The organism is Ruminiclostridium cellobioparum DSM 1351 = ATCC 15832, from assembly GCF_000621505.1.
Classification (GTDB): Bacteria; Bacillota; Clostridia; order Acetivibrionales; family DSM-1351; genus Ruminiclostridium; species Ruminiclostridium cellobioparum.
Map to the genome: position 1 here is coordinate 101,860 of NZ_JHYD01000002.1, position 25,529 is coordinate 127,388.

Sequence of the window (25,529 nt, forward strand, 5' to 3'; positions counted from 1 at the left end):
TAATTGAAGTGAGATAATGCAGAATTAGCAAAAATCATTAAAAACGGAGCTAACTTTGCAAATTATGACTGTTTTGAACATAAGAATGAAATACGTGGCTGGGTTTAGGAATAAGAAGAGAATGATAGATTATTGGAGGTAAATATAATGGGGAAAGGAAATAATATTGAAAAGATCTACTCTCTGACACCAATGCAGGAAGGAATGCTGTATCACAAACAACTGGACGAGCAGTCAACAGGCTACGTACTGCAAGCTAGGATTCACATAACAGGTAAACTAAAAATTGAGAAGGTTAAAGAAAGTTTGGTGTTATTGGCAGAAAAATATGATGTATTGCGCACGGTAATTGTCTTTTCTAAAAAAAGTAATAAGCCTTTACAAGTTGTACTTAATGATCGTAAAATTGAATGCAATGTAATCGAATTGCCTGATAGTACAGAAAAGGAAAACGAGATTGTGAATATCCAGCGGGCAGATATCCGACGAGGATTCAATCTGTATAAAGACAGTCTGCTTCGTGTGACAGTTCTCAGGAAGTTAGAGGAAGAGTATGTCCTTCTATGGAGTTCTCACCATATCATTATAGATGGCTGGTGTATGTCGCTGCTGTTCCGAGATTTCATGCAGTATTACGAGGCATTGGCGGAGGGAAGCTCATTCTCTTCCATGCAGGAAAGAGTGCAGGAAGAGAAAAAGGATATTGCATCCTACGACGAGTATATTCGCTGGCTGAAGAAAAAGGATATGGAAGAAGGCCTTTCTTACTGGGAAAACCTTCTTGCAGATTACAACGAAGCTGCGGATATACCGTCACTAAGCCCGAGCAGGAATTTTGAGGAACAGGTTGAAGAAGAAGTGTATGCTATTGATAAGGAGTTGACAAGACGATTACAAAAGCTTTCCGGTTCTATCAATGTAACGATGAGCACTGTAGTTGAAACAGCATGGGGTATTTTGTTGCAAAAATATAACAGGAACACTGATGTTGTATTTGGAAAAGTGGTATCCGGGAGAAATGCTGATATACAGGGAATTGAGAAGGCTGTGGGACTGTTTATCAATACAATACCGACCCGGGTGAAATGCGAAGAAAGTACAACGGTGGAAGAAATGCTCGGGCAAATGCAGCAACAGGCAATTACAAGTATGAAATATGATTATTGTCCACTGGCGGAAGTACAAGGAAGAAGTGCACTGGGCAGCAATTTGATCAGGACATTGTTTGCATTTGAAAACTACTATATAGACGAATCGGTCAACCAAGGGATCCGTGGATTTAATATTAACATGGAAAGTTCCAGGGGGCAGACAAACTATGGAATTTCATTAAATGCATTTATACGAGAATCACTGACGCTTAAGATCATGTATGATCCTATGGAATATGGGATAGAGGAAATCAGGACACTGCTGGGAAGAATGGAACTGCTATTGCAACAAATTGTTGCAGATCCAGGGAAAAAGATTAGTGAGCTAAGTGTAGTAGGCGAAGAAGAAGAGAATCTTATCCTGAAGACTTTTAACTATACAGCAGTAGAATATCCGAGTGGTAAAACAGTGGTGGAACTTTTTGAAGAGCAGGTAAGCAAAACACCGAATAACATTGCTGTAGTATACGAAGAAGAAGAGATGACATATGCGGAGCTGAACTCAAAAGCGAATCAGATGGCATATAAACTAAGAGAACTCGGTGTAAAGCCGGATGATAAAGTTGCAATAATAACTCAAAGAAGTATAGAGATGATCATAGGTATTTATGGAATCATCAAGGCAGGAGGGGCATATGTTCCAATGGATTCGGACTATCCAGAAGAACGAATTAAATATATGCTGGAAGACTGTCAGCCCAAAGCAATCCTTGTAGGTAAAGCTAAACTGCCGGTAGAAACAAATATCCCGGTGATAGACCTTTTTGATAGGGAGATTTATACAGGGGAGATTGAAAATCCTGAGCATGTGAATACCCCAAATGATCTTATATATGTAATTTACACATCAGGGACAACAGGCAAGCCCAAGGGGGTTATGATCGAGCACCGAGCACTTAATAATTATGTAAGTTATTATATTAATAATAGAATAGCTATTGAAAGTTTTCCCCTATACACTAAAATATCTTTTGATTTGACAGTAACATCTATATATTTACCGTTACTTACAGGAAAAACAATATATGTTTATAGGGAAATGGATTTAGGTTCTATGCTACCTATAATGGAAGATATATTTAATGGTAAAAGTGGAGCAATTAAAATTACTCCTGCCCACTTGAGTATTGTTGGAAATTTACATATTGGCAAGACAAAAATTAAATACTTTATTGTAGGAGGGGAAGAACTAAAGATCTCTTTGGCAAAACATATATCAGAGCAAATTAATCATGCAGTAATATTAAATGAGTACGGACCAACAGAATCTACGGTTGGATGTATTGAATTTGAGTATAAATATGCAGAAGCCGATATAGGGTGTGCTTTGATAGGTAAACCTATTAGTAATATCAAAGCATATATTTTAAATCATAACAAAGAAGTATTACCAATAGGGATACCTGGTGAACTATATTTAGGGGGAGATAGTCTTGCAAGAGGGTATTTAAACAAGCCTGAACTTACTGCGGCTAGATTTATCGACAATCCATTTATTAAAGGTACAAAGATATACAGTACCGGGGACCTGGCAAGATGGCTGCCGGACGGGAATATCGAGTACCTGGGAAGGATCGACGAACAGGTAAAGATCCGCGGCTTCCGTATTGAGCTCGGTGAAATCGAAAGTGTCCTGCGTAAACAAACCGGTGTCAGGGATGCGGCAGTGGCGGTCAAAGAGAAAAACGGGGACAAAAGTATTTGCGCCTATGTAGTATCGGATCAGAATATCCAGACAAGCGACATCAAAGACAGCCTTAGAAAAGAACTGCCGGAATATATGGTACCCGCATATATTCTTCAGATCGAAAACATTCCGGTTACGAGGAACGGGAAACTTGACAAACGTGCTCTGCCGGAACCGGAAGCAACAAGCGGGCAGGAATATATTGCACCGCGAAACAAGACGGAAGAAACCATTGCAGGCATCTTTGAAGAAATATTGGGCGTTACTCCGGTGGGGATTGAAGACAGCTTCTTTGAAATGGGTGGTCATTCCCTGCGTGCTACCCGGGTTGTCAACCAAATTGAAGCCAAGACTGGTGTCCGCCTGCCATTAAAGACCATATTTACTGCTCCTACCGTCAAGCTTCTTGCCAAGGAAGTGGAAGGAGCAAAAGCAAAGGAATATATTCCGATCCCACAGGCGGAGGAAAAAGAAATCTACCCCATGTCGTCAGCACAAAAGAGATTATACCTGATCAACCAGATAGACGATGCGGGCATCACCTACAATATGCCGGCGGGACTGGAAATCCAGGGAAGATTTGATTTTGATCGTATGAAGTCCGCATTGGAGCAACTGACCGCACGCCACGAGGCTTTACGCACTAGCTTTCATAGTAAGGAAGGAGAAGCCGTACAGAAAATCGCCAAAGAAGTTAGGGTTGAATTGGAGTATGAAGAATGGACGGATAGAAAGGAAGAAAACCTGCTGTCCGGTTTCGTGCGTCCGTTTGACCTCGGAAAGGCACCTCTGATGCGGGCGAAAGCAGTAAAAACAGCAGAGGACAAAACGATCCTCATGTTCGATATGCACCATATCATCTCTGACGGTATGTCTATAAGTATTCTGACAAAAGAATTGTCCATGCTGTACAACGGAGAGCAATTAAAACCGCTGCATGTCCAGTACAAGGATTACAGCGAGTGGATGCGGACAAGAGACCTATCGGAACAAAAGATGTACTGGCAGGGTGTATTCAAAGAACCAGCGCCGGTGCTGGACCTGCCGCTGGACCACCTAAGGCCGCAGACACAGAGCTATGCGGGCAGCATTATCAACGGAATGCTGACGGCTAAACAGAAGAAAGCGGTGGATAAACTGTGCCGAAAGACAGGGGCAACCGCATATATGGTATTGCTTTCTACGATGATGATACTGCTTGGCAAATACAGCCGTCAGGAAGATATTGTTGTCGGTAGTCCCATTTCGGGAAGGACCCATAAAGATACCGAGCCGATGATGGGCATGTTTGTCAATACGCTGGCAATGCGGGGATATCCCAAAGAAGACAAAAAATATCTGGATTTTCTGAAAGAAGTCAGGGAAAGTGCCCTGAAAGTCTATGAAAACCAGGAATATCCGTTTGAGGAACTGGTGGAATCGGTAGAGATACAACGGGACCTTTCCAGGAATCCACTTTTTGACATCATGTTTGTCCTGCAGAACAACGAACAGGCAAACCTAGAAATGAACGGTTTGAAGATGGCGGGCATGGAAAGCGAACATACCATCGCCAAATTTGATCTCACTTTAGGTATGAGTGAAGCAGAAGACGGCTATGCAATGAACTGGGAATACTGTACCGACCTGTTCGAACAGGGAAGTGTGGAACGGATGATGAAGCACTTCAGCCATCTGGTCGATGAACTGACGGCAAATCCGGAGGGGAAGATCAGTGAACTGAGTATGCTGGATGAAGAAGAAAAGAGGCTGGTCGTCGAGACCTTCAACGACACGGCCGCAGAATATCCGAGTGGCAAAACAGTGGTGGAACTGTTCGAAGAGCAGGCTAAGAAAACACCAGACAATATTGCGGTCGTATTTGAAGAAGAAAAAATGACCTATAGAGAGCTGAATGAAAAAGCGAACCAACTGGCATACAAGCTTCGGAAGCTTGGTGTGGAGCCGGACGACAAGGTGGCTATCCTGACCCAAAGAAGCATCGAGATGATCATAGGAATTTTAGGTATCATCAAGGCAGGCGGAGCCTATGTGCCAATAGATCCGGACTGTCCGGAAGAGCGTATAAGATATATGCTGGAGAACAGCCAGCCAAAGGCAGTACTGCTGGGTAAGATGGAACTGCCGACAAAGACGGGTATCCCGGTAATCAACCTTTTTGACAAGGGGGTGTATGCCGGAGAGACTAAGAATCCGAAACACGTGAATACACCGAATGATCTCATCTATATCATCTACACCTCGGGAACGACTGGAAAACCCAAGGGTGTGATGATTGAGCATGCGGGTGTAGTTAACTTGAGGGAATATTTTATTAAAAACCATGCACTTACGGCATCTGATGTAGTATTACAGTTTGCGAGCATTTCTTTCGATGCGACCGTATCTGAAATGGCAATGAGTTTGCTGTTTGGTGTACGGTTATGTCTGTGCCCGGAAGATGTTCAAAGGGATACGAAATTATTTGAGCAATATGTTGCCAGGCACAATATCACCATTGCTGTTTTGCCGCCCCAGTATCTGACACAGATAGATATCCGGCACTTTCGCACAATCATCACTGCAGGCTCGGAAACCAATCAGGAACTGGTATGTACAAACAGCAAGCATATGAAGTATTCCAATGATTACGGCCCGACCGAGGTAACGGTTTGTGCGACGCACTGGGCATGTAACCCCGGGGAGCAAGTACCAGAGAGAGTACCGATCGGAAAACCGATAGTAAACAAACAGGTTTATATAATGAATGGCAATAACCTTTGCGGTATCGGGATCCCGGGCGAATTGTGCATAGCAGGAGTGGGCTTGGCCCGGGGATACCTGAACCTGCCGGAATTGACAGCTGAGAAGTTTGTCGAAAATCCGCTCGGCAATGGTAGAATGTATTGTACAGGGGATCTGGCAAGATGGCTGCCGGATGGCAACATTGAGTATTTGGGCAGGATCGACGAGCAGGTAAAGATCCGCGGCTTCCGGATAGAGTTGGGTGAAATCGAAAGTGTCTTGAAAAAGCAAACCGGAGTCAAGGATGCGGCAGTGGCGGTCAAGGAGAAAAGCGGGGACAAGAATATCTGTGCCTATATAGTATCGGATCAGGAAATCTGGGCAGGTGACATCAAAGACAGCCTTAGAAAAGAACTGCCGGAATATATGGTACCGTCCTATTTAGTACAACTTGAAAAATTGCCTTTGACAGTCAACGGCAAGATAGACAGGAAAATGTTGCCCGAACCCGATGGCAATATCCATACCGGCGTAGAGTATGCGGCACCTGAGAATGAGACGGAAGAGAATCTAATACAAATATGGCAGAGTGTTCTGAAAGTAGAGAGAATAGGAACAAATGACAACTTTTTTGAACTAGGAGGGCATTCCTTAAAGGCGATACAATTACTTTCAAAGCTGTCAGTAGATTTTAAAGTGAGCATGAATGATATATTCGAATGTCCAACCGTAAAAAGCCTGGCAGGCAGAATATCGTATAGCAAAGGCTACCTGAAAAAAAATATCGAATTGATCAAAGCAAACAGTATAAGTGCTTTCGAGCTTACAATTGCTGAAAAGGGAATAGAATATGATGAGATTAAGGCTGCGCTTGAAGAGTACGAGAAAAAAAATGGAACATACGCGACAATTGGACTTTCTGAAAAGCAGAATTATAAAAGTATCTTATTGACAGGCAGCACGGGATACCTTGGTATTCATGTGCTGCGGCAGCTCCTTTACAGTACCGGATGTGACATAAATTTACTGGTACACGGCAAAAATGAGGATGAAGCAGAGCAAAAGCTTGTAGATAAGTTGAAGTACTATTTTGGGGATAATCTATATGACCAATTCAAAGAAAGAATAAATGTTATAAAAGGGGACTTGACGGAGGATTATTTCGGTCTTAATACAAAAGAGTACAATAATCTTGCAGACAGGGTTGACTGCGTAGTAAATTCTGCTGCAAACGTTAAGCATTACGGTAAATTCGGAGATTTCCATGAGATTAATGTAAAGGGAACCGAAAGACTTATAAATTTTTGTAAGGTTGGCAAAACAAAAGACTTTAATCACGTTTCTACGCTCAGTATCTGCAGCGGCAATGTGAAAGGAAAGCGTTTCGGCGTATTTACCGAATATGATATAGACATAGGGCAGGAGTATGACAATTATTACCTGGCCACAAAATTTGAAGCTGAGAAATTAATAACAAATGCTAGAGCAGACGGACTAAACTGTAATATTTTCAGGGTAGGAAATATAGTATTTGATTCAGTAACCGGAAAATTCCAGGAAAACATTACCGACAATGCCTTCTATAAACTTATAAGGGCTGGAATAAAATTGGGACTAATGACCGAAATGAGCCTGCAGACACGTGATTTTTCATGTGCCGACTATGTAAGTAAAGCTATAGTCTTATTGTTTGATAAATCAAATCTCAAAAATGAGACGTATCATATAAGCAATCCTTACCGTGTTGCCACTTTTGAACTGGAGTCAGCGGCAAAAGAGCTGGGGTATGTTGTTAAGACAGTTCCTTTGGATGAATTTTTAGATTATCTATCTGAAAATGTTGAAAATAGTACAATTGAAACTTACGTAGCAGACATGTTACTGCATGCGCACGTTTTGGCAAATTCATCTAATGTCACGAACTTTAGGATAGAGAGCAGTAAAACCGAAACTGTTCTTAAAGGCATAGGTTTTGAGTGGCTGCAGCTAAACCATGAGCATATATGCAGAATGCTCGAACATTGTAAGAAGGTCGGCTTTATCTAATAGTGTTATAAATTACAGGATGCGGCTTTGTCCGCGTCCTGAGATTAATGACTAACCACCAGGTGCTCTGGGAGCAGCGGATAAGAGAACGGGTTCAATATTGCTTTATTTCCGGATTTGGCTCTTGTATGAACCTCAATTCATTTATCGTCTGTTTGGAGTTTATATAAAGGTCAATAAATAAATCAATGCACTTATTAATAAGTACTTTCGTATCAACTGTCGTTGGGAGGTTAGCCAATTCATCCAATACCGGCCTAAGATGACTTTTTGTAATCCCGATGGGAAGAACGGCAAAAGGATTGCCCCTGGGTATACAAGTGGTTGGAAGAAGAATGCATGAGCATGATTTACTAAAATGTGCAGGAATAATAGCTCAATGAGATATAAATTAGACATGTTGGAACCTGCCGTTAAAATATTCCGTGTCATATTTGTTTTAAGTGTGGTTTCTGCTGTCCTTTATGTTTTTAAGCAAAGAGGATTGGCACTTGCATTTACAGGAGTTGCAGTTGAATTGAAACAGGATAATTATCTTGTCAACCGGTATTATAAGTTAAGAAATGAAGCTAAAATACTTGGCGATTCTTATGAATGTGAGTACTGTGGGTCAAGGTTTAAAATGAAGTCAAGTTTTTGTCCACTACGTGGAAAATCATTAAAAACATGAGATGCCACCAAGGCCCACCAGGCTCCGGAGGCATCAATTTTGTACACTCGAGGCATAGATAAAGTTGAATATACATCGACGGGAAAAGAATATATAAGAATAAGTGAAATGGCAGATAACTTTGATTAGAAATAGTAGGGATAGTAACTGGGATAGAAAGTAAGCTACTGCTCTTAAAGCAATGACAATATGCTAAGGCTATAATCCTCAGGTAGATTGAGGGTTTTATTGTTGACAGATTGAACAAATATAAATAAACAGAATATTTCAAAACATTAAGTAAATAACATAATTTTGTGTTGAGAAATATTGGAATATAATGTATTATGATAATAATATGCTTATATTGTAATTATTTTACCGACGGTAATATAGGTATCCAAGGCAACAATATTTTGAAAGGCAACATCAGCGGTGGAAAATGTACAGGCGGCGTTCATCCTGCTTTGTGGCTAAGGTTGGAATTGTAAGTCTTGGGCACGTTTTAAGTGGTTTTACTATGTAAAACCACTTAAAAATGAAAGGAGAAATTTAAAATGAGCAAATACGAAAATGCCATGAAACTTATGGAGGAACTTTGCGGAAATGGTAAAGAGGAAGTTATTGCACTTGCGACAATATCATTATCCCCGAACGTTGCTGGCAGTCCTCGCCCTGCTGTCCGTATGGTTTGTGCCTATTATGAAAACGGTATATTTTATGTTTCTACGGATGCAAAAAAAAATAAAATGCTACAAATTGAGAAGAACAACGAGGTTTCTGTCTGTGGGTTAGGTTGGTACACTTTCCAGGGCAGGGCTGAAAATCTCGGTTGGGTCAAGGACGAGAAGAATGCGGAAATCAGAGCTAAATTTAAAAAAATCTTTAACTGGTTCGATGAAGTTGGTGATGAGGACAATCCTAACTCAATCGTTCTGCGTATCACTCTAACAGAAGGAATAATTACTGACAACGCAGAAAAATACGGCGAAAAGCAGTATGAAATTAATTTTATCAACAAGACAGTAAAATAAAATATTACTTATAATTTAAAGGGTTAACTACTGACAATCAAATCAGTAATTAACCTTTTTTCATCCTAAATTGGCATGTCTAAATAATTATTCTTTAGACGGCTAAGAAATAAAAGAGATATTGCTTAAAATAATACTGCTTATATTGTCGAGTATGGATTGATTGACAAGTGATTTATCGGTGTCAGTAGATCATATGGCGTGAATGAAAGGCTAAAGAAATTTGGCTGGCATCATCGCTACTAGACCAATATCGATTTATCAAGACAATTCTTGATAGTATGCTATAAGAAATGTAATATTATATACAGGTCTCAAAATAATCAGAGTTAAAAGTAATATAAAAAAGAGTAATACTTCTCCACAAGGGGGGTACCAGATGACTGTGACATCATTTTTGTCTGCTCAAGGCATACAGAAGCTGTAGTCGATAGAAGAATGAGCGATTTTAAGTAATTTTCTGGCGCGGCAAAGGCAGATACTTTTTCCTTGTTAAATACCCTTGTGTTTGCAAAATCCCTGCCTATCTCAAAAAATGGTTGGAGCATTGTTTTCTTTGCTTTTTCTGAGCTTAAAGAAAGCACGAACATACCGCCCTTTATCAATGTACCGATATACTGGCAATTAAGATAACATGGCAAGCGCTCCAGGTAGTGTTCCGCTGTCCGGAGCTGATGGGCTTCCTCAAATCCGCCTTGCAGGATAAATCCGATGCGAGTCGCTTTGATGTCATGTTTGGGACTCAAAAACTCAAAAAATTCCATAACCATTCCTGGTACACATTCCACAAACAGGGGAATAGCGAAGATGATTTCATTGCTTTGTTCAAATATTTCTTTGTAGCTCGCTTTCCTCAATATGATAAGCGCCAAGGGATTTGGAATGGAAATTTAGCGCAAAATGTCCCATCCATTCATTTAGATATAGCTTATCGCCATCTCCCGAATAGACAAGACCGATATTCCAGCCTTTTTTGTACCGTCCGACATGTCGTGCTTCACCATTATAGAATCGGGTATAGGGAACGGCCATCGGCAAAAGGCGGTCAACAATGTTTTTCATTTTATAGGAGATAAAGCCCAGTTTCGCTTCGGTAAGAAGGATAACGGTATCTGCTTTCAAAAAACTTTTAAATATCTGCTCATAGCCGTCCTTTATTGAGCATATGCCAGATGTTTTCAACCAGCAATGTGTACAGCCGATACAATGGCTAATCCCATAATGCGCTGTATGCAATATTAGCAGATCAGTATGCTGAGCGTTTATCTCAAAAATAAAGGAATGGGTTTCCGCATCATTTGGGGGCAGAGTGGAGATTACAAGAATTTTATTCATAACTGTTTTCTACCTTCTGTAAACGGTCGATGAGGAACGAAACAAGGATTACAATCAGGATTTCTGTTCCCCAAATTGCTGCCGTTTTTACACTGACCGGATCGATAAGGGTACTGCGCGTAAACATACTCTGCAGCGTGTTCCCCCAAGCATGCAGCATTATACAGGCTAAGGTGGATCTTGTCAGTCGGTAAAGTAGGCCCAAAACGAAGCTGAATGTGATGCAATAGCATAGGAATGACAGAAAATGCATGCTGGATTGATTGGAGGTTTGAACAAGCCAAAGAGGCAGATGCCAACAGCCCCAAATGACGCCGACTATTAACGCAGATATGGCAAATGGGAACTTCTTCTCCATCTGAGGTTGCAAAAAACCACGCCAGCCAAACTCCTCAATTCCACCGCCGATGATCATGACAGGTTGGAGGGTCAGCCTAAGAATGTCTTTGAGTCCATGTATTTTTCTTTGTTTTTTTAAGAGAATACAAACCGCATAGGCTGGTGCAAAACCCGCGCCTAAGCCAATGAGCAAAAAGATAAGCGTCGAACCGATTACACCTGTGAGGATTTCAAACCTTTCTCCTGCGATAATGACTGCTTCGATACCCCATGCGATGAGAAAGGTAAGCATAAGATATTGCACGATACCGTTTTTTTCTTGATTTTCACACATACGCTATTCCTCCTTTGCGCCTATAAAATAAAGGAGCACTTTTGCAAGTGTTTTGAACATTTCTGTAATGTATGTCTCACTTTCGCTTCCAATGGACTGGATAGCTGTGTCCCGTCAATAGCTGCTTGTGTGAACCGAATAATTCCTCTAATGGAATGATAGGTTTAAAAACACCCTTTTCAATATTTTGCAGTATATATCCGATAATGAGATTTTGGGCGGTGTCAAGACTTTGTTTAAAAATCAGCTTTTGTATCACAGACTCTTTTTTTTGCGAGTCAAAGGCATACAGCACCAGTAAACCAAAGAGTATTTTGCCACCCACCGTTTTTTGCAGATCTTTGATGTATTCACCGACAGCTGTAATGCTTTCAAAAACAATGTTATTTTCTTTTTTATCCGAGGTCAGCAAACGCTCAATATGGGTTTCCAGCACTTTTGACGGTGTGCTTTGATTGACAGAGTCCAGAAAAATCTCGTCAACATATGAATAATAACGGTATATGGTACCTTGACTGAAACCGGTTTTTACAATAATATCCCGCATAGTAATCTGATAGAGCGGCTTTTCCTTAAACGCTTCATTTGCACATTTAATGATGAGATTTCTTTTGTTTGCCGTGTATTCCTCACTAACTTTCGGCATGTATATTCCCCCTACATAAAGTGATGTATAATGACACTGTGTCATTATACATCACTTTAACATGTGCAATCGAGTTTGTAAAAATGACACTATGTCATTTTAGTTAATAAAAGTAAGTTTTTTAAGAACAGTAATATCTTTCAGAATAACATTTCTCATCTGATGAGAAAAAATTGAATCAGAATAGCCGATTTTTTCAAAAGGATACTCTGACGCCAAGGGGATACCAGGCTCAAGCGTCATCTTTTTTGCACACTCAAGGCACGTTGAGACGGTAATTCTGATGAAGAATAGTGATTTCAAGGGCAAATAGGGCGAGTCAGCCACTATATGTAGTGGTTTTGAAGTGAAAATTAAGCAAAAAACGAACCGAAAAAGTTCCTTTGCTTTGCAATAATCCGGATATTGATTGCCTATTCAGTAGCACTTAAGGAATTAAAAACGGTAAAGTATAAAAAAGTGCGTAAAATTATAAATACATCGCTATAGATTTCAAGTATAATTTTTAAGCAATAGAAAATGAACAAACTCCGTAATGTTTTCAAACTGCAGCTCTTATAAACCAAGATTAAACAATAAATGAAAGGATGTGGTCGGCACAAAAGAAATATAATATTTTATTCCAAAATCATTATATGGGAGGGTAATATGCAGAAAAAGTGTAATATATTAAATGTTCTAAAATGTATGCTAGGCAAGACCAAAAGGGAGATAATCAGTGCTTTGTTATTGGTTGTTATGTTGTTTACTATTTGTTCAGCTTACACTACAGAAGCCTTTGCAGAGGCTGGTGTTACACAATCCATAATAAATGCTACTCCTAATGGGCTGGATTTTAGTGAACAGCCGGATCAATCAATTAATATTACTAATAGCTATCCGTCAGAGGAGGAGAGCTATTTAATGGTTGATAAACTATATTCTTTACTCTGCTGTGGAAATGAATGTTTTGCAGCAGAATAAGTCAAGTAGTAGTGCTGAAGCCATAATAGGCTTGATAAAAGATAACGGCAATAAAATAATTTTCAGTCAAAAGGCAAGAGAAAGGATTAAAACAGTTCTGGATAATCTTGACCTTACCGGCGATATACTGAACGATGCGGCACACCCTATAATAAAAAGCACTGCTAATGGTTTGGTATTTTCTAAGGAAGGAAACACGCTTAAGCTATCAAATCCACAGCCAGACAATGTAAAAGAGGAAAGCTATATCAAGTTAGGTGCATTAGCTAATGCAGCAACTATTGAAATGGAAGTTTCTGCTCAAGTTAAAAGTGCTTCTTATACGGCAAATGCCTGTATTGATATCAGAACTGCAGATGGCCTGAACCGGCTTATAATAGTTCAAAGAGCAGCAGGAACATATACAATAGAAGTTTTCCAGGGCGGGCAATCAAAAGGGACGACAACACTTGCGGGCAGTGGGATATCCACTCCATATACAATCAGAGTAAGGCTTGCTGATGGTATTTTAAGCTTTTACCGTGTTAAGGATGGAGTTGAAAGTAGTTGTGGTACATTTGATGTCAAGCCATACTTTGATCTGACCAAAGCATCGGTCTTAGATAGTTTTTCTGCATTTTGCGGAGCAAGGTTAAATACCGGAGAAAGTGTCAGTATTTCTAAAGCTGAACAATATCAGGAGACTGAAGAATCATGCTATGCAGATATTTATAAAAATGGAGCAAAAGTTTACACAAAGAGTTTTTCGGTTTTCGGAGAAAATCCCCCATATTCTGTGAGACTGAAGGTTAATGGCAATACCCTGAATATTTCACGCTTTAAAGATAACAAGGAAACCTATATAGCAACTATTGACATAAAAGATTATTTTAATTTTCTTGATAATAATACCATTGAAGAAATTTCTGTATATGAAGGTGCAAGGCTTGGGGCAGGTGAAAGTATCAGTGTGTCAAAATTGACCAATACAGCGGAAAGCCCGGAAGCATTACCCGACAAAATCACCTTTAATTAAGTTGGTAGATGGAACACTGCACTGCTATGATTCCAATATAGAGCTTCAAAAACTTAACGGCAGTGAGCCTGTTATGAACATCACGACACCGGGCAATACGGTAACTACAGGTTCAAGTATTGAATTAACCAACGAACAGGCCGATATTCAAGAATCTTATGTTAAATTAGGACCTCTGTTTGCTTATGCAGGACAGGATATGGCTGTAATGACATACAAGGTTTCGGAACTGTTAAAAGTGGAGATGAAAGAAAGCAGCAGTCCGGTACAGTTTAAGGATTCCTCCATGATATCGTCATATGCTGTAAATGCAATAAGTGCTATGCGGAAGTCAGGAATAATCAATGGAGTGGGTAATGACAATTTTGCTCCGAAGAATAATGCAACAAGAGCTCAAGCAGCGGTAATTATATACCAGGTGTTCAAGCCAGCCCAATAAGCAGGCTAGAATGAGAACCGGACAATAGGCATTGAAGAAAAGGGAGAACTGCAAACTACTTAAAGTTGGCAGTTCTCCCTTTCGATTGTTACCCGGCATATTATTTTCAGCGCTGAAGTGCAGGGGCGACAACATGCTGGAAATTTAGAGGGTTTATCGGTTGACAGGCCCCCTATCTTATGTAATAATTCAGGTGTTTCTTATATTGTCCAGGAGGGAATATGAAAAATTTCTTATTAAAGCACCATTTATTGCGTACACTTGTGGAACTTCGCGGCAATCCCCGGGCTTGTGTATATACAGAACCCATGTGGGGGCTGTCAATGAATCTCTGTTTGCCATATGCCACGGTATACATGCTGACCTTCGGCATGAGCGACATACAGGTGGGAATAGTTACATCGATTTATATGTTTTCTCAAATGGTGTTTGCCTTCCTGTCCGGTATCATCATCGATAAGATGGGACGCAGGTTGAGCACCATGGTATTTGACTTTCTGGCATGGAGCCTTCCCTGTCTGATATGGGCATCCAGTCAGGGCTTCTGGTTCTTTGCCGTAGCGGCGCTGTTAAACGGTACGATGAAGATAACCACGGTATCATGGGATTGCCTGCTGGTGGAGGACGCACCAAGGGATAAGATAACGCATATCTACTCATGGGTTATTATCTGCGGAAATCTCTCGGCACTCTTTGCGCCGATATCTTCGGTTTTGGTTGCAAAGCTGACTTTGACACCGGCCATAAGAATACTCTATATCAATGCCTTTATTATTATGACGGCAAAACTGCTCATTCTGTACAAATTTTCTACAGAAACGGCTATTGGAAAAGTCAGGCGTGAGACGGCCCGGAAAAAGTCATGGGGAGAAATGCTGTCGGGATACAGAGGAGCGGCACGCATGATACTTGCCTCCCAGGGCACGATATTTGCCATAATTATCAGTGTGCTGGTTGAGATTGTGGCAATGCTTGGAATGACCTTCTGGCAGATTATTGCATCCCGCCGTATTGGAGTTCCCGATACGCTGCTGCCTATCTTTCCGATGGTACGGAGCATGCTGGCTATCCTGCTTTTTTTCACGATAATTTCACGAATCAAGCAATCAAATCTGAAATGGCCGTTATACGGGGGATTTTTCAGCGCCATTATCAGCTGTGTATTGTTGATTACCATATCAAACACCGGGGTCTGGGGGTATGTAATCCTCTCGGTATCCATATTGTTTGAAGCCCTGGGTTCGGCCGTATTAAGCACACTCAGGGAGTCGCTGGTTGCCATACATGTCAATCCCGAGGAGCGTTCGGGAATTATGGCTTTGCTTCAGACGGTGGTTATGCTGGTGAGCGTGCCATTTGGATACATAGGCGGACTGCTGAGTGATATCTCCAGGGCATTGCCCTTTGTTCTGAGTATTGCCCTGCTGCTGCTGGGTGTACTGGCGACTGCCGCGTTTTACCGCAATCAGAACCAGAGAAGGGAACAATTCACAATTATGTTCACTGATTTGGATAAAGATTAATATAATATATTAATTACATTTATCTGGAGGGTAAACAAATGGAATTTTTAAAATTAATATTAAGCTTGAGCCAGGCAGTCCGGAAAAATGATGTTGCCAAAGGATGCCTGTTAGGCGGAGCAACTGCCATTGGTACCGGGGGCGCAGTATACATCGCCAAGAAATTACTTGAGAAAAAGAAGAGTCAGGATTTGAATATAAATATTGATTAAGGCAATAATTGCAAACATGGGAGCATCCAGTCGGCTTGAGAGCGGCTTGGATGCTCTGGTCTTTTCAGGCATACCGGTCCTGCCCCGGTTAAGACATATGGTTTAAAACAATTTGTATTTGGGTTTTTCTTCGTCAAAAAGCCAATACCTGAGCCAATCATCAAATATAATAGCTCCGAGGCTTATAAAAATCCAGAGTACTCCATAGTAAAGGCAGATCTGTCCGTGAAGATTGTACGGTAAATTGCTGTAATCCCATATATTCAGCTTCAGCCATATATTTAAGATAACGCCGCTTACATATTCTACGACGGTAACCATAATGGCTGATATAATGCCTTGCAGCCATAAGGGTATCGACCATGTGAAAAGTTCGTTTATCAGCCCTATGAGTACAAAACAAACACCGCCCACAATGATCATGGGCCATGCGGAGTATCCATTATACATACGTTCAATAAAATAGTAGAAAAATCCTCCGATTGCAAATAAAATAAGCAGTTTTATATACTTCATATTTATCGAATCTCCTGCATATTGTTCCATAATATACTATAATATATTATGCTTTGATCAATGACAGGGTGCAATAATTTAAGATTATGTAAACTGATATATGGGATTAAATGTAAAATTGTTCCTGATTTTGTGACGTTTCGTACCTCCTATGCATATGATACAGTAATATTTGTCTCCGGAGGTATTTCATCATGTTCAAAAAAATAAAAAACTTTTTTAAGATTCTATTTATTAAAAAAGTTCTTAAATATATGGAAAGCGACCCTGTAAAAAGCATACCTGCAATTCTAAAGTGGATTGAGAAATTTGACAAAACCAAAATTGTCAAGGGACAGGTTAAAACTGTCAGGAATGCTATGGAGGATAAAGAGGGAAACTGGTATAAATTAATAATGAATCTTTGGACTGATATAGACAAGGGAGTGCGCAGAAAGGTCTTTGAAAATCTCGTCATCAATTCTACAATAATAGGTAGTCCAAAACAGGATAAAACCAGAGAAGCTAACAATTGCAACATACCATGGACCATACTGATGGACCCCACCACGGCATGCAATTTGAATTGCATAGGCTGCTGGGCGGCTGAGTACAAAAATGGTCTCCAAATGAGTTATGATTTAATGGATGACATTATCCTGCAGGCAAAGGAAATGGGTGTTTACACCTTTTTATTTTCCGGCGGAGAGCCTCTGGTAAGAAAAAAGGATATTGTCCGCTTATGCGAAAAACATGGTGACTGTCTGTTTTTAGCTTTTACAAACGGCACACTTATAGATGAAGAATTTGCAGATGAGATGCTTCGCGTTAAAAATTTCATTCCGGCTATCAGTATTGAAGGCTTTGAAAAGGAGACGGATGCACGGAGAGGATCAGGAGTATACAATTCAGCCACAGAAGCTATGAAAATACTGAAAAATAAAAAGCTCCTGTTCGGAGTATCCTGTTGCTACACCCGTGAGAATACCGAAATAATAGGCAGTGAAGAATATTTTGACGAAATGATTTCACTTGGGGCAAAATTTGCATGGTTCTTTACCTATATGCCCATAGGAACCGGTGCACCGACCGATCTTATGGTCACGGCTGAACAGCGGGAATTTATGTACCGGCAGATACGCAGCTTCAGGTCTACAAAATCCATTTTTACACTGGATTTCTGGAATGACGGGGAGTATGTCGGAGGGTGCGTAGCCGGCGGACGTTATTATGTCCACATAAATGCAAACGGAGACATAGAGCCATGTGCATTCATTCACTATTCCGACTCCAATATCCGGGACAAAACTTTATTGGAGGCTCTGAAATCGCCGTTATTCATGCAATATTACAGGAATCAGCCTTTTAATGAAAATCTTCTGAGACCCTGTCCACTGTTGGATAATCCCGACAGACTGGTAGATATGGTAGAAGTCTCCGGAGCCGTGTCTACGGATATGAGAGCTCCCGAGGATGTAACCGAGCTTGCCGGTAAATGCAGGGAAGCAGCCGACAACTGGTCGGTGGCAGCAGAACACTTATGGCGAAGAACGGATGATATTCAAAAGCAGAAGAGCTGTGCCGAATGCGGGTGCTGCAGAGGCTGCAGTTTTGGCTCCGGGGCTGAAATCTGAGAATTCATGTTAATAATTACAATAAATAATTGCAACAAATAATGATTACGGTTAATTGTTACAACAAATTTTATCAATATTATTTATCTCCTGAAAGCAAAAAAGTTAAGTTGTTTTCAGGAGATTTTATTATACATGATATTTTTCCTTAATTTTCTTGCTCATAACTCCGATAATATAATAGGAGCTTAAAATTTTTTAGGGAAATTTTAGTCTTTGTCCATCTGTTCGGAGCTTTAATGAAAAGAAATTCGTCTTTTATATATTATAATAGGAGGCAGATATTATAACATACTGAATCTAATATATATAATATCTGAAGTTTTAATATGGAGTTAACAGGTTGTTATTCCGAACTGAAAGCTTCCCTTGAAGCATTGAGTAAGGAAAATATTAATGATTTATCATATTTGTATGACAGGGTCATGGTCAAGCTGCAGCTGTTTATGTACACTTACAGGATTGAATTTGACGATCATGACAAGTTAAAAATCACCCTGTCGTCTGAAATAGATAATCTGGATACGAGTGATTCTATAGCCAGGGTGAGCGGAGTATCCTCATTAACTATTTCCGGACTGGCTTTGATGTTTATTTTAATAGCTCTTATGCAAATTGGGATAAGCACTATTTTTATTTATCTTTTATTTTGCGGAGTTGTGATATATATATTATGTCTATTGGATATTTTTTCGACGTCACAACAATATGACAAAAGAAAAAAAATAATTTTTAAAATGTGTATTGAAATACTTGATAAGGAAAAAGAGAAATTGGATATATTGATATGACCCTTTTATCACTGATTTTGATTGAAGCGGGGTAACGGGTAATGGACAGGAGAGAACAGATTCAAATGAAAGAGCGGTTGGCCGGGGCTATCATGCAATGCATGAAAACAACCGCCATAGAAAAAATCACCGTGCAGCAAATTGTGGAAGTATGTGGTACTACAAGGCAGACCTTTTATCGTTATTTTCAGGACAAGTATGATTTAATAAACCGGTATTTTGAAATGCTGCTGCTTGAATCCTTTGCTCAAATGGGCAAAGGTGCTACAATCTATGAGGGGCTCGTCAAAAAGTTCAGGTTTATAAAGCAGGAGCAGGAATTCTTTAAAAAAGCCTTCAAGCTGGCCGAACAAAACTGTCTTAAAGAATATGATTTCCACCTGATATTGCAGTTTTATACAGATAGAACCCGGGAAAGAACCGGGAAACCTCTGGAGGAGGATATGCAGTTCCTGAAAAATTGGCCCGGCTGTTTTGTAACTTTATAATTAATATGAATATGTATATAATGATGGCGTATATAGCAGCTGCTGTAAAGTAAATATAGCGAGGTGGAATATATCATGCCATGTAGAATTATGTTAAATGAAACATCCTACCATGGTCGGGTGCGGTTAATGAAATTGTAAATGAGGTTAAAACAAGGGGCTTTTCCAAAGCCTTTATATGCAGTGACCCGGATTTTGTCAAATTGAATATTACATCAAGAGTTACTGGTTTAATGGAAGCAGCAGGCTTGAAATACGAAATCTATTCCAACATTAAACCAAACCCCACAATTGAAAATGTACAGAGCGGTGTGGCGGCATTTAAGGCTTCCAAGGCAGATTATATAATTGCAATAGGCGGAGGGTCTTCCATGGATACCGCCAAAGCTATCGGCATAATCATAGCAAATCCTGAATTTGAAGATGTGAGAAGCCTGGAGGGAGTGGCTCCTACTAAAAAGCCGAGCATACCTATTATTGCGGTCCCTACCACTGCAGGTACTGCAGCCGAGGTTACAATAAATTATGTTATTACCGATATTGAGCGGAAAAGAAAGTTTGTCTGTGTTGACCCGCATGATATGCCGTCCGGGCAATCCGAAGGATACCTGTGTGGAAGATTTAATCGGCTTGTTCAGAAAGTTGATGTAATGAAAACTTTATACGAATAATTTTAAGGAGTTTACATATGTAGACTCCTTATTCATTTTTCCGCCCTCTAATTCCTTTGGTGCATGGCAAATACAAACCTGTGGGATATATTGTTTTCCTATATGGTAATATTTAACAAAATATGATATAATTATCAAATAAAATGCATTTTATTAATAAGCTAAAGAAAGGAGGTGTGAAAAATGAAACGGAAAATGACGGTAACCACACGGATCATAATGTGTTTTGCCATTTTACTTTCCATGTTTGTATTGAATGTACATGCGGCAATAACAATCACCTCAAATCAAACCGGCACAATTGACGGGTACAACTATGAACTGTGGAAGGACAGCGGGACAACAAGCATGACTCTCAACGGCGGCGGAACATTCAGCTGCCAGTGGAGCAATATCAATAATGCACTGTTCCGGACAGGCAAGAAATACAATGAGACCCAGACCCACCAGCAGCTTGGTAACATAACAATGAACTATGCCTGCAACTACCAGCCCTCCGGCAATTCATACCTGGCTGTCTATGGGTGGACCACCAGTCCTCTTGTAGAATATTACATCGTAGAGAGCTGGGGCAGCTGGAGACCGCCTGGAGCAACGTCAAAGGGCACCATTACAGTTGATGGCGCAACATATGACTTATACGAGACCACGCGGGTCAACCAGCCATCCATTAAAGGCACTGCAACTTTCCAGCAGTATTGGAGTGTCCGGACATCAAAACGCACCAGCGGAACCATATCTGTCAGCGATCACTTTAAGACATGGGAAAGCCGGGGAATGCAAATGGGGAAGATGTATGAAGTCTCGCTTGTGGTTGAGGGATATCAAAGCAGCGGAAGAGCTGATGTAACCAGCATGTCGATTAATATCGGCAACCCTCAGACAAAAGGTGATTTAAACGGGGATGGAAATGTCAACTCGCTTGACTTCGCAGCACTTCGGGCACATTTGATGGGCGCCGCTCCGCTTACCGGAACGAATCTTGCCAATGCAGATGTCAACGGGGATGGGCAGGTAGATGCACTGGACTTTGCAGTTATGAAAAAATATTTGTTGGGCATGATAACTAATTTCCCGGGCTAAGGACGGCATAGAAGCCGTATGATGAGAACTCCAGGTAATGTTTTTTAAAGCGTATTGTTGGCTATGGTTAAAAAATGATATGCAATTTGATTTTTTACTGCATACCTTTGAAGGGTATGCAGTATTATTATGCTGTCCATGATTTTTTGAAGTGTTGTTCAAAACAGAAAATTATGACTTTGCTCGTCTCCAGACAACAATTCAATAATTCAGGGCTGATCCATATATAATGGTGCTTCAACTCCAATAATGGCATTTGACACAATATTATAAATTCTCTTATAATTATTATTTTGTAGGATATTTTTTTCAGGACAGTTTAAAAATGGGGTTAATGATGAAGAAAAAATGGTACAAACTAAACGCTAAAGCGGATAAAGAAATCATATCTATGGCCTGGCCTTCAATAACAGAGCAGATACTTGAAATGATGGTTGGAATGGTTTCCACAATATTCATGGGCCGTATAGGCACATATGCAGTTGCAGCGGTCGGCATGGTTAATATGCTGATGGGGTTCATGCAGACGGTTTTCTCGGGATTATCAATAGGTACAACGGTGGTTATCGCCAGAGTCACAGGTGAAGGCAACAGGGAAGATGCCAAAAGAGCACTTATACAATCGGGCTACATGGCAATTGTTGTGGGATTGATAATGGTAATCCCAGGCAGGTTGTTTTCATTTAATATTCTGGGTTTGTTTTTCGGGGGAGCCGAAGAGGAAGTTTTAAAAGCAGGAATGAGCTATTTCAATATTGTGCTTTTCAATTTGCCGTTTCTTGTGCTTGATATCATAATATCAGGCGCCATGAGAGGGGCCGGGGATACAAAAACTCCAATGGTCATTACAGGCGGAGTCAACATTTTGAACATAATATTGAATACCGTACTTATATTTGGCGTTCCGGTACTTCATATACCTGCCTACGGTATAGTCGGCTCGGCTATAGCGGTAACGGTTTCGAGAATTGTAGGTGTTACTGTGCGAGTGCTGGTTTTGTACAACCGCAAAAAGCTCAAACTCAACCTGAGTTTGAAGGATGACTACACAATCAGGCCCGATATGATGAAGAGGATAGTCAGCATAGGCGTTCCGGGCTTTATAGAGCAAGCCGTCATGCAGGGAGGATTTCTTGTGCTCCAGATCATAATCGTCTCCCTTGGAACTGTTGCTATGGCTGCATACCAGATAGGATTAAACATAAATGCCCTTGCTTTCTTCCCCATATTCGGGTTTGCCATTGCCAACACTACCCTTGTGGGACAAAGCCTTGGGGCAAGGGATTATGAAAAGGCCGAAACCTATGCTTATGACAGCTTGAAGATAACAATGGCTGTGGGTTTTGTCATAGGCATACTCATGGTCATATTTTCAAAACAGCTGGCGGCCATGTACTCCAATGATCATCTCGTAATAGAGGAATCGGTGGCCATAGTTTGCACATTCGGCTTAATAGAGCCGCTGCTTGCGGTTTTGAATCTGTGCTCGGCAACCTTGAAGGCAGCGGGTGACATCAAGTATGTTATGGTCACTTCCTTCGTAGGACTTTGGACGTTCAGGGTGGGTTTGTCCTTTGTACTCATCCACTTTTTCGGAATGGGCTTGTTTGGAGTTATGGTTGGTATATTCTTTGACTTTTGCATAAGATCGGTCATGTATCTGGTAAGGATGAACAGGGGCAGATGGAAGTATATGAATGTATAGGTCTGTTTACAACAGGGTAGATTTAATTTGGAAGACGAATTATGATTTTTAAAAGTTATATAGCAACTCGGCTTGACAAAAAATAAATATGAGTTGATAATAAAAAGGCATAATTGCATTTTCTAATATATTTCAATTATATTTAATCTATTCTTGTGGGAGGTTCTTATGAAGCTTTTGCCACAAAGTTTTACCAGTTTCAGAATGAACAGTATTTACATACGAATATTTTTTTCCATTATGGGCCTTGTCCTGGCATCCGTTCTTATTGTAGCAAGCCTTTCCTATTGGAATTCCACCAAAATGATGATCAGTGAAGTAAAAAGTAATAACATGCTGATTCTGGAACAAGCCCAGGAAAGTATTGACCGGGAGATAAAATCAATTGAAAGCAGCACCATGCAGGCAGCTCTGGACCGGAGACTGCTTAAGGCACTTTATATCTCCCGGCAGGATTCTTATTATGAAGCTGAAATTTACCGCGATATTATTACTTATTTAAATTCAATTAAAGCAAATAATGACTATATAACCGATCTTTGGGTATATTTTAACAAAGCTGATATTGTTTTGGGAAGTGAGGGCAAGTATGATTCAAAACTGTTTTTCAGCAATGTGTGCAAATATTATTCAAACATTGACTGGGAAAATGTCTTTCAAAAGAACATTGGTTTTCGTTCGGCAGGGAGACAGGAGGTGGAGTATGACCTCAACAGGACGCCGGTGGTGGTATTTATAAAGTCAATGCCCATCAATGAGTTTACCCCTAAAGGTACTCTGGTTGTGAATCTGAGCGAGCAGTTCTTCCATAATAAAATGGGAGGAAATAAGGACGGAAAAGTTGTTATCAACTATGTTGTCGACTCTCATAAAAATATTATTTTTACTAATGAGAAATTCTACCAGGAGAATCAGGATCAAAAGTCAGCCAGATCTGTCTTGGACAATTCTGTTAACAGTATGGGTTCCGACAAAGGAACTTTTGATACAAAATTTGACGGAAAACCTTACACAATACAATATATAAAGTCCAGAGCAAATGATTGGAATTATATTTCAATAACACCTACCGGATATATTTCCGAGAAGGCCAACGGTATCCGCAATGTAACTATATGGGTGGCTCTGATTAGTATGATTCTTAGCATTATTTTGGCATACTTTTTGGTCAAACGCCTCTACCGCCCAATAAATGATATTTTAAACTACATAAGTATCATGAATAATAAAAAGCTGGATAAACAAACAGAAGACAGTAAGGATGAACTGAAATTTATAAATAGGATTATAAGCTTTGTTTATAATGAAAACGAAAACTTGCGGGACTCCTTTAATAAAAGCCAGCCAATATTAAGAGAGAAGTTTTTAAATGATATTGCAAATGGCAGTGTAACTCAGGAACGTTACAAAGAGATTGGAAGTGATATAGGGATTGATATGCCGTTCCCTCTATTTCAGGTCATTGTATTTGAAATAGACGAGTATGTGCCGGAGGTATTAAAAAGATATCGAAAGCCCTCCGATTTTATACCCAAAATGTATGAAATTGCAGGTGATGCTTTAAATGAAAATGCCAGATGTTATTCCATACAAAAAGACGAAAATATATTGGTTTCCATAATAAATTCCAATGAAAGTTTTTATGAATCTGAAGGTATTAATGAATACTTGAATAAAGTAAGAGATTATTTTAAGTTCAATCATGAGCTGACATTTACTATTGGGGTAGGGCGACGTTACACAAGCATTGAGGAATGTCCCATGTCCTTTATTGAAGCGCTTCATGCTCTGAAATACAAGATAGTAAAAGGCCAAAACACCGTCATTTATATTGATGAGGTGAAGAATATTTCAGGGAATATTTTTGAATACCCCATAGAAAAGGAAAAACAACTGGTAACCATTCTTAAATCCGGTGACATTGTAGCTACCAATCAAATTCTTCTGCAGATATTTACCGATAATCTGGATAAGCGGCCCATGACTCCTGAGATGATAAATAATTTATTCAGTGCATTGGTTGGTACTGCCATCAGATCTATTTATGAAATGCAGGCTACTATAACAAGGATTTTCGGCGAAGAAGCTGATATTTATGCCGGGATGGCGGAGAAAAGTATTGTTGAGGAAAAAAAGAGTTATATTTATTTTATATTCAAATCCATTGCAATGTACGCAGGTGATAGGAAGCTTAGCCAAAATACCAAGGTATATGATAAAATAAATGCATTTGTTGCCGAAAATTACAATAAAGAGCTGTCACTTGAAAAAGCTGCAGAAGTTGTCAACCTGTCTCCATCTTACCTTAGCTTTATTTTTAAAGAAATCTCAGGTAAGAACTTTGTAGATTTTATTAATGAATTTAGATTGGAAAAAGCCAAGGAACTATTGACAAGTACGTCAATGAGTGTTGCCCAGGTAGCTGAAACCGTAGGGTATATAAATGCTAACAGCTTCAGCAAGACTTTTAAGAAATATATCGGTGTATCCCCCGGACAATTCAGGGGAATGTAGCATTTCGCAGGTGGATAATCTTAAAATCCAAAAACAGCCTCATAGGGGCTG

General features: G+C 40.0%; 19 protein-coding genes and 2 pseudogenes. 16 read left to right on the top strand and 5 right to left on the bottom strand.

Annotated features, from left to right (window positions below; all coding sequences use genetic code 11):
* The first annotated feature begins 147 nt into the window (after positions 1-147).
* From T344_RS27425 to T344_RS0102615, 4 genes and pseudogenes are all read left to right on the top strand, one after another.
* On the top strand, positions 148-7,608 hold the full coding sequence (locus T344_RS27425) for a non-ribosomal peptide synthetase (RefSeq protein WP_162178018.1): 7,461 nt from the start codon (positions 148-150) through the stop codon (positions 7,606-7,608).
* A gap of 379 nt (positions 7,609-7,987) precedes the next feature.
* Positions 7,988-8,278, top strand: a complete 291-nt coding sequence (locus tag T344_RS0102605; RefSeq protein WP_027627414.1) for a hypothetical protein — start codon at positions 7,988-7,990, stop codon at positions 8,276-8,278.
* Positions 8,279-8,637: 359 nt separating this feature from the next.
* Positions 8,638-8,748: pseudogene (locus T344_RS31995) on the top strand (DUF6273 domain-containing protein); the annotation flags it as partial.
* Positions 8,749-8,814: 66 nt separating this feature from the next.
* Entirely contained in the window at positions 8,815-9,291 is a 477-nt protein-coding gene (locus tag T344_RS0102615) for a pyridoxamine 5'-phosphate oxidase family protein (protein WP_027627415.1), read from the top strand.
* 329 nt (positions 9,292-9,620) lie between these two features.
* Here T344_RS0102615 and T344_RS0102620 read toward each other — a convergent pair whose 3' ends face one another.
* The 4 genes from T344_RS0102620 to T344_RS0102635 all read right to left on the bottom strand — a co-directional run bounded on the left by T344_RS0102620 (position 9,621) and on the right by T344_RS0102635 (position 11,945).
* Entirely contained in the window at positions 9,621-10,055 is a 435-nt protein-coding gene (locus T344_RS0102620; protein ID WP_154669412.1) for a hypothetical protein, read from the bottom strand.
* 61 nt (positions 10,056-10,116) lie between these two features.
* Entirely contained in the window at positions 10,117-10,626 is a 510-nt protein-coding gene (locus T344_RS0102625) for a flavodoxin family protein (protein WP_027627417.1), read from the bottom strand.
* Positions 10,619-11,299 carry a CPBP family intramembrane glutamic endopeptidase gene (locus T344_RS29565; RefSeq protein WP_027627418.1) on the bottom strand — a complete coding sequence of 227 codons (681 nt, stop codon included), beginning with the start codon at positions 11,297-11,299 and terminating at the stop codon, positions 10,619-10,621. The genes T344_RS0102625 and T344_RS29565 overlap by 8 nt, the downstream gene beginning before the upstream one ends.
* 76 nt (positions 11,300-11,375) lie before the next feature.
* Entirely contained in the window at positions 11,376-11,945 is a 570-nt protein-coding gene (locus T344_RS0102635) for a TetR/AcrR family transcriptional regulator (protein WP_027627419.1), read from the bottom strand.
* A 648-nt stretch (positions 11,946-12,593) separates the two neighbouring features.
* On the opposite strand from T344_RS0102635, the gene T344_RS0102645 reads away from it, so the two are divergent.
* From T344_RS0102645 to T344_RS30925, 5 genes are all read left to right on the top strand, one after another.
* A complete protein-coding gene (locus T344_RS0102645) occupies positions 12,594-12,908 on the top strand; it encodes a hypothetical protein (protein ID WP_027627420.1) in 315 nt (104 codons plus the stop codon).
* Entirely contained in the window at positions 12,853-13,923 is a 1,071-nt protein-coding gene (locus T344_RS0102650) for a hypothetical protein (protein ID WP_027627421.1), read from the top strand. Before T344_RS0102645 ends, T344_RS0102650 begins: the two co-directional genes overlap by 56 nt.
* A 73-nt stretch (positions 13,924-13,996) precedes the next feature.
* Positions 13,997-14,362 carry an S-layer homology domain-containing protein gene (locus T344_RS0102655; protein WP_154669413.1) on the top strand — a complete coding sequence of 122 codons (366 nt, stop codon included), beginning with the start codon at positions 13,997-13,999 and terminating at the stop codon, positions 14,360-14,362.
* Between the two features lie 221 nt (positions 14,363-14,583).
* Positions 14,584-15,885: an MFS transporter gene (locus tag T344_RS0102660; protein WP_027627423.1), complete on the top strand. Its 1,302-nt coding sequence runs from the start codon at positions 14,584-14,586 to the stop codon at positions 15,883-15,885.
* Between the two features lie 38 nt (positions 15,886-15,923).
* Positions 15,924-16,097, top strand: coding sequence for a hypothetical protein (locus tag T344_RS30925; RefSeq protein WP_154669414.1), 174 nt, complete (start codon positions 15,924-15,926; stop codon positions 16,095-16,097).
* 102 nt (positions 16,098-16,199) lie between these two features.
* Here T344_RS30925 and T344_RS0102675 read toward each other — a convergent pair whose 3' ends face one another.
* Entirely contained in the window at positions 16,200-16,613 is a 414-nt protein-coding gene (locus tag T344_RS0102675; protein ID WP_027627424.1) for a putative ABC transporter permease, read from the bottom strand.
* Between the two features lie 194 nt (positions 16,614-16,807).
* Here T344_RS0102675 and T344_RS0102680 point away from each other — a divergent pair, with 194 nt between their 5' ends.
* The 7 genes and pseudogenes from T344_RS0102680 (at position 16,808) to T344_RS0102710 (ending at position 25,478) form a co-directional block, all read left to right on the top strand.
* Positions 16,808-18,226, top strand: coding sequence for a radical SAM/SPASM domain-containing protein (locus T344_RS0102680; protein ID WP_027627425.1), 1,419 nt, complete (start codon positions 16,808-16,810; stop codon positions 18,224-18,226).
* Positions 18,227-18,555: 329 nt separating this feature from the next.
* Positions 18,556-19,017 (top strand): hypothetical protein, encoded by a 462-nt coding sequence (locus T344_RS0102685; RefSeq protein WP_027627426.1) that lies wholly within the window; start codon positions 18,556-18,558, stop codon positions 19,015-19,017.
* 41 nt (positions 19,018-19,058) lie between these two features.
* Positions 19,059-19,505: a TetR family transcriptional regulator gene (locus tag T344_RS27435; RefSeq protein ID WP_242842016.1), complete on the top strand. Its 447-nt coding sequence runs from the start codon at positions 19,059-19,061 to the stop codon at positions 19,503-19,505.
* A gap of 75 nt (positions 19,506-19,580) precedes the next feature.
* Positions 19,581-20,092, top strand: a pseudogene (locus T344_RS27440) (iron-containing alcohol dehydrogenase); the annotation flags it as partial.
* A gap of 267 nt (positions 20,093-20,359) precedes the next feature.
* A complete protein-coding gene (locus T344_RS0102700) occupies positions 20,360-21,259 on the top strand; it encodes a glycoside hydrolase family 11 protein (protein ID WP_027627428.1) in 900 nt (299 codons plus the stop codon).
* Positions 21,260-21,584: 325 nt separating this feature from the next.
* Complete coding sequence (locus tag T344_RS0102705; RefSeq protein ID WP_242842017.1) at positions 21,585-22,964, top strand: MATE family efflux transporter; 1,380 nt, start codon at positions 21,585-21,587, stop codon at positions 22,962-22,964.
* Between the two features lie 168 nt (positions 22,965-23,132).
* Complete coding sequence (locus tag T344_RS0102710) at positions 23,133-25,478, top strand: helix-turn-helix domain-containing protein (RefSeq protein WP_027627430.1); 2,346 nt, start codon at positions 23,133-23,135, stop codon at positions 25,476-25,478.
* Positions 25,479-25,529 lie beyond the last annotated feature (51 nt).

What these genes read in the sequence shown, in the direction of transcription:
- T344_RS27425 (WP_162178018.1), top strand. Translation starts at nt 148, where the DNA reads ATGGGGAAAGGAAATAATATTGAAAAGATCTACTCTCTGACACCAATG.
- T344_RS0102605 (WP_027627414.1), top strand. Translation starts at nt 7,988, where the DNA reads ATGAGATATAAATTAGACATGTTGGAACCTGCCGTTAAAATATTCCGT.
- T344_RS0102615 (WP_027627415.1), top strand. Translation starts at nt 8,815, where the DNA reads ATGAGCAAATACGAAAATGCCATGAAACTTATGGAGGAACTTTGCGGA.
- T344_RS0102620 (WP_154669412.1), bottom strand. Translation starts at nt 10,055, where the DNA reads ATGGAATTTTTTGAGTTTTTGAGTCCCAAACATGACATCAAAGCGACT.
- T344_RS0102625 (WP_027627417.1), bottom strand. Translation starts at nt 10,626, where the DNA reads ATGAATAAAATTCTTGTAATCTCCACTCTGCCCCCAAATGATGCGGAA.
- T344_RS29565 (WP_027627418.1), bottom strand. Translation starts at nt 11,299, where the DNA reads ATGTGTGAAAATCAAGAAAAAAACGGTATCGTGCAATATCTTATGCTT.
- T344_RS0102635 (WP_027627419.1), bottom strand. Translation starts at nt 11,945, where the DNA reads ATGCCGAAAGTTAGTGAGGAATACACGGCAAACAAAAGAAATCTCATC.
- T344_RS0102645 (WP_027627420.1), top strand. Translation starts at nt 12,594, where the DNA reads ATGCAGAAAAAGTGTAATATATTAAATGTTCTAAAATGTATGCTAGGC.
- T344_RS0102655 (WP_154669413.1), top strand. Translation starts at nt 13,997, where the DNA reads ATGAACATCACGACACCGGGCAATACGGTAACTACAGGTTCAAGTATT.
- T344_RS0102660 (WP_027627423.1), top strand. Translation starts at nt 14,584, where the DNA reads ATGAAAAATTTCTTATTAAAGCACCATTTATTGCGTACACTTGTGGAA.
- T344_RS30925 (WP_154669414.1), top strand. Translation starts at nt 15,924, where the DNA reads ATGGAATTTTTAAAATTAATATTAAGCTTGAGCCAGGCAGTCCGGAAA.
- T344_RS0102675 (WP_027627424.1), bottom strand. Translation starts at nt 16,613, where the DNA reads ATGAAGTATATAAAACTGCTTATTTTATTTGCAATCGGAGGATTTTTC.
- T344_RS0102680 (WP_027627425.1), top strand. Translation starts at nt 16,808, where the DNA reads ATGTTCAAAAAAATAAAAAACTTTTTTAAGATTCTATTTATTAAAAAA.
- T344_RS0102685 (WP_027627426.1), top strand. Translation starts at nt 18,556, where the DNA reads ATGGAGTTAACAGGTTGTTATTCCGAACTGAAAGCTTCCCTTGAAGCA.
- T344_RS27435 (WP_242842016.1), top strand. Translation starts at nt 19,059, where the DNA reads ATGGACAGGAGAGAACAGATTCAAATGAAAGAGCGGTTGGCCGGGGCT.
- T344_RS0102700 (WP_027627428.1), top strand. Translation starts at nt 20,360, where the DNA reads ATGAAACGGAAAATGACGGTAACCACACGGATCATAATGTGTTTTGCC.
- T344_RS0102705 (WP_242842017.1), top strand. Translation starts at nt 21,585, where the DNA reads ATGGGGTTAATGATGAAGAAAAAATGGTACAAACTAAACGCTAAAGCG.
- T344_RS0102710 (WP_027627430.1), top strand. Translation starts at nt 23,133, where the DNA reads ATGAAGCTTTTGCCACAAAGTTTTACCAGTTTCAGAATGAACAGTATT.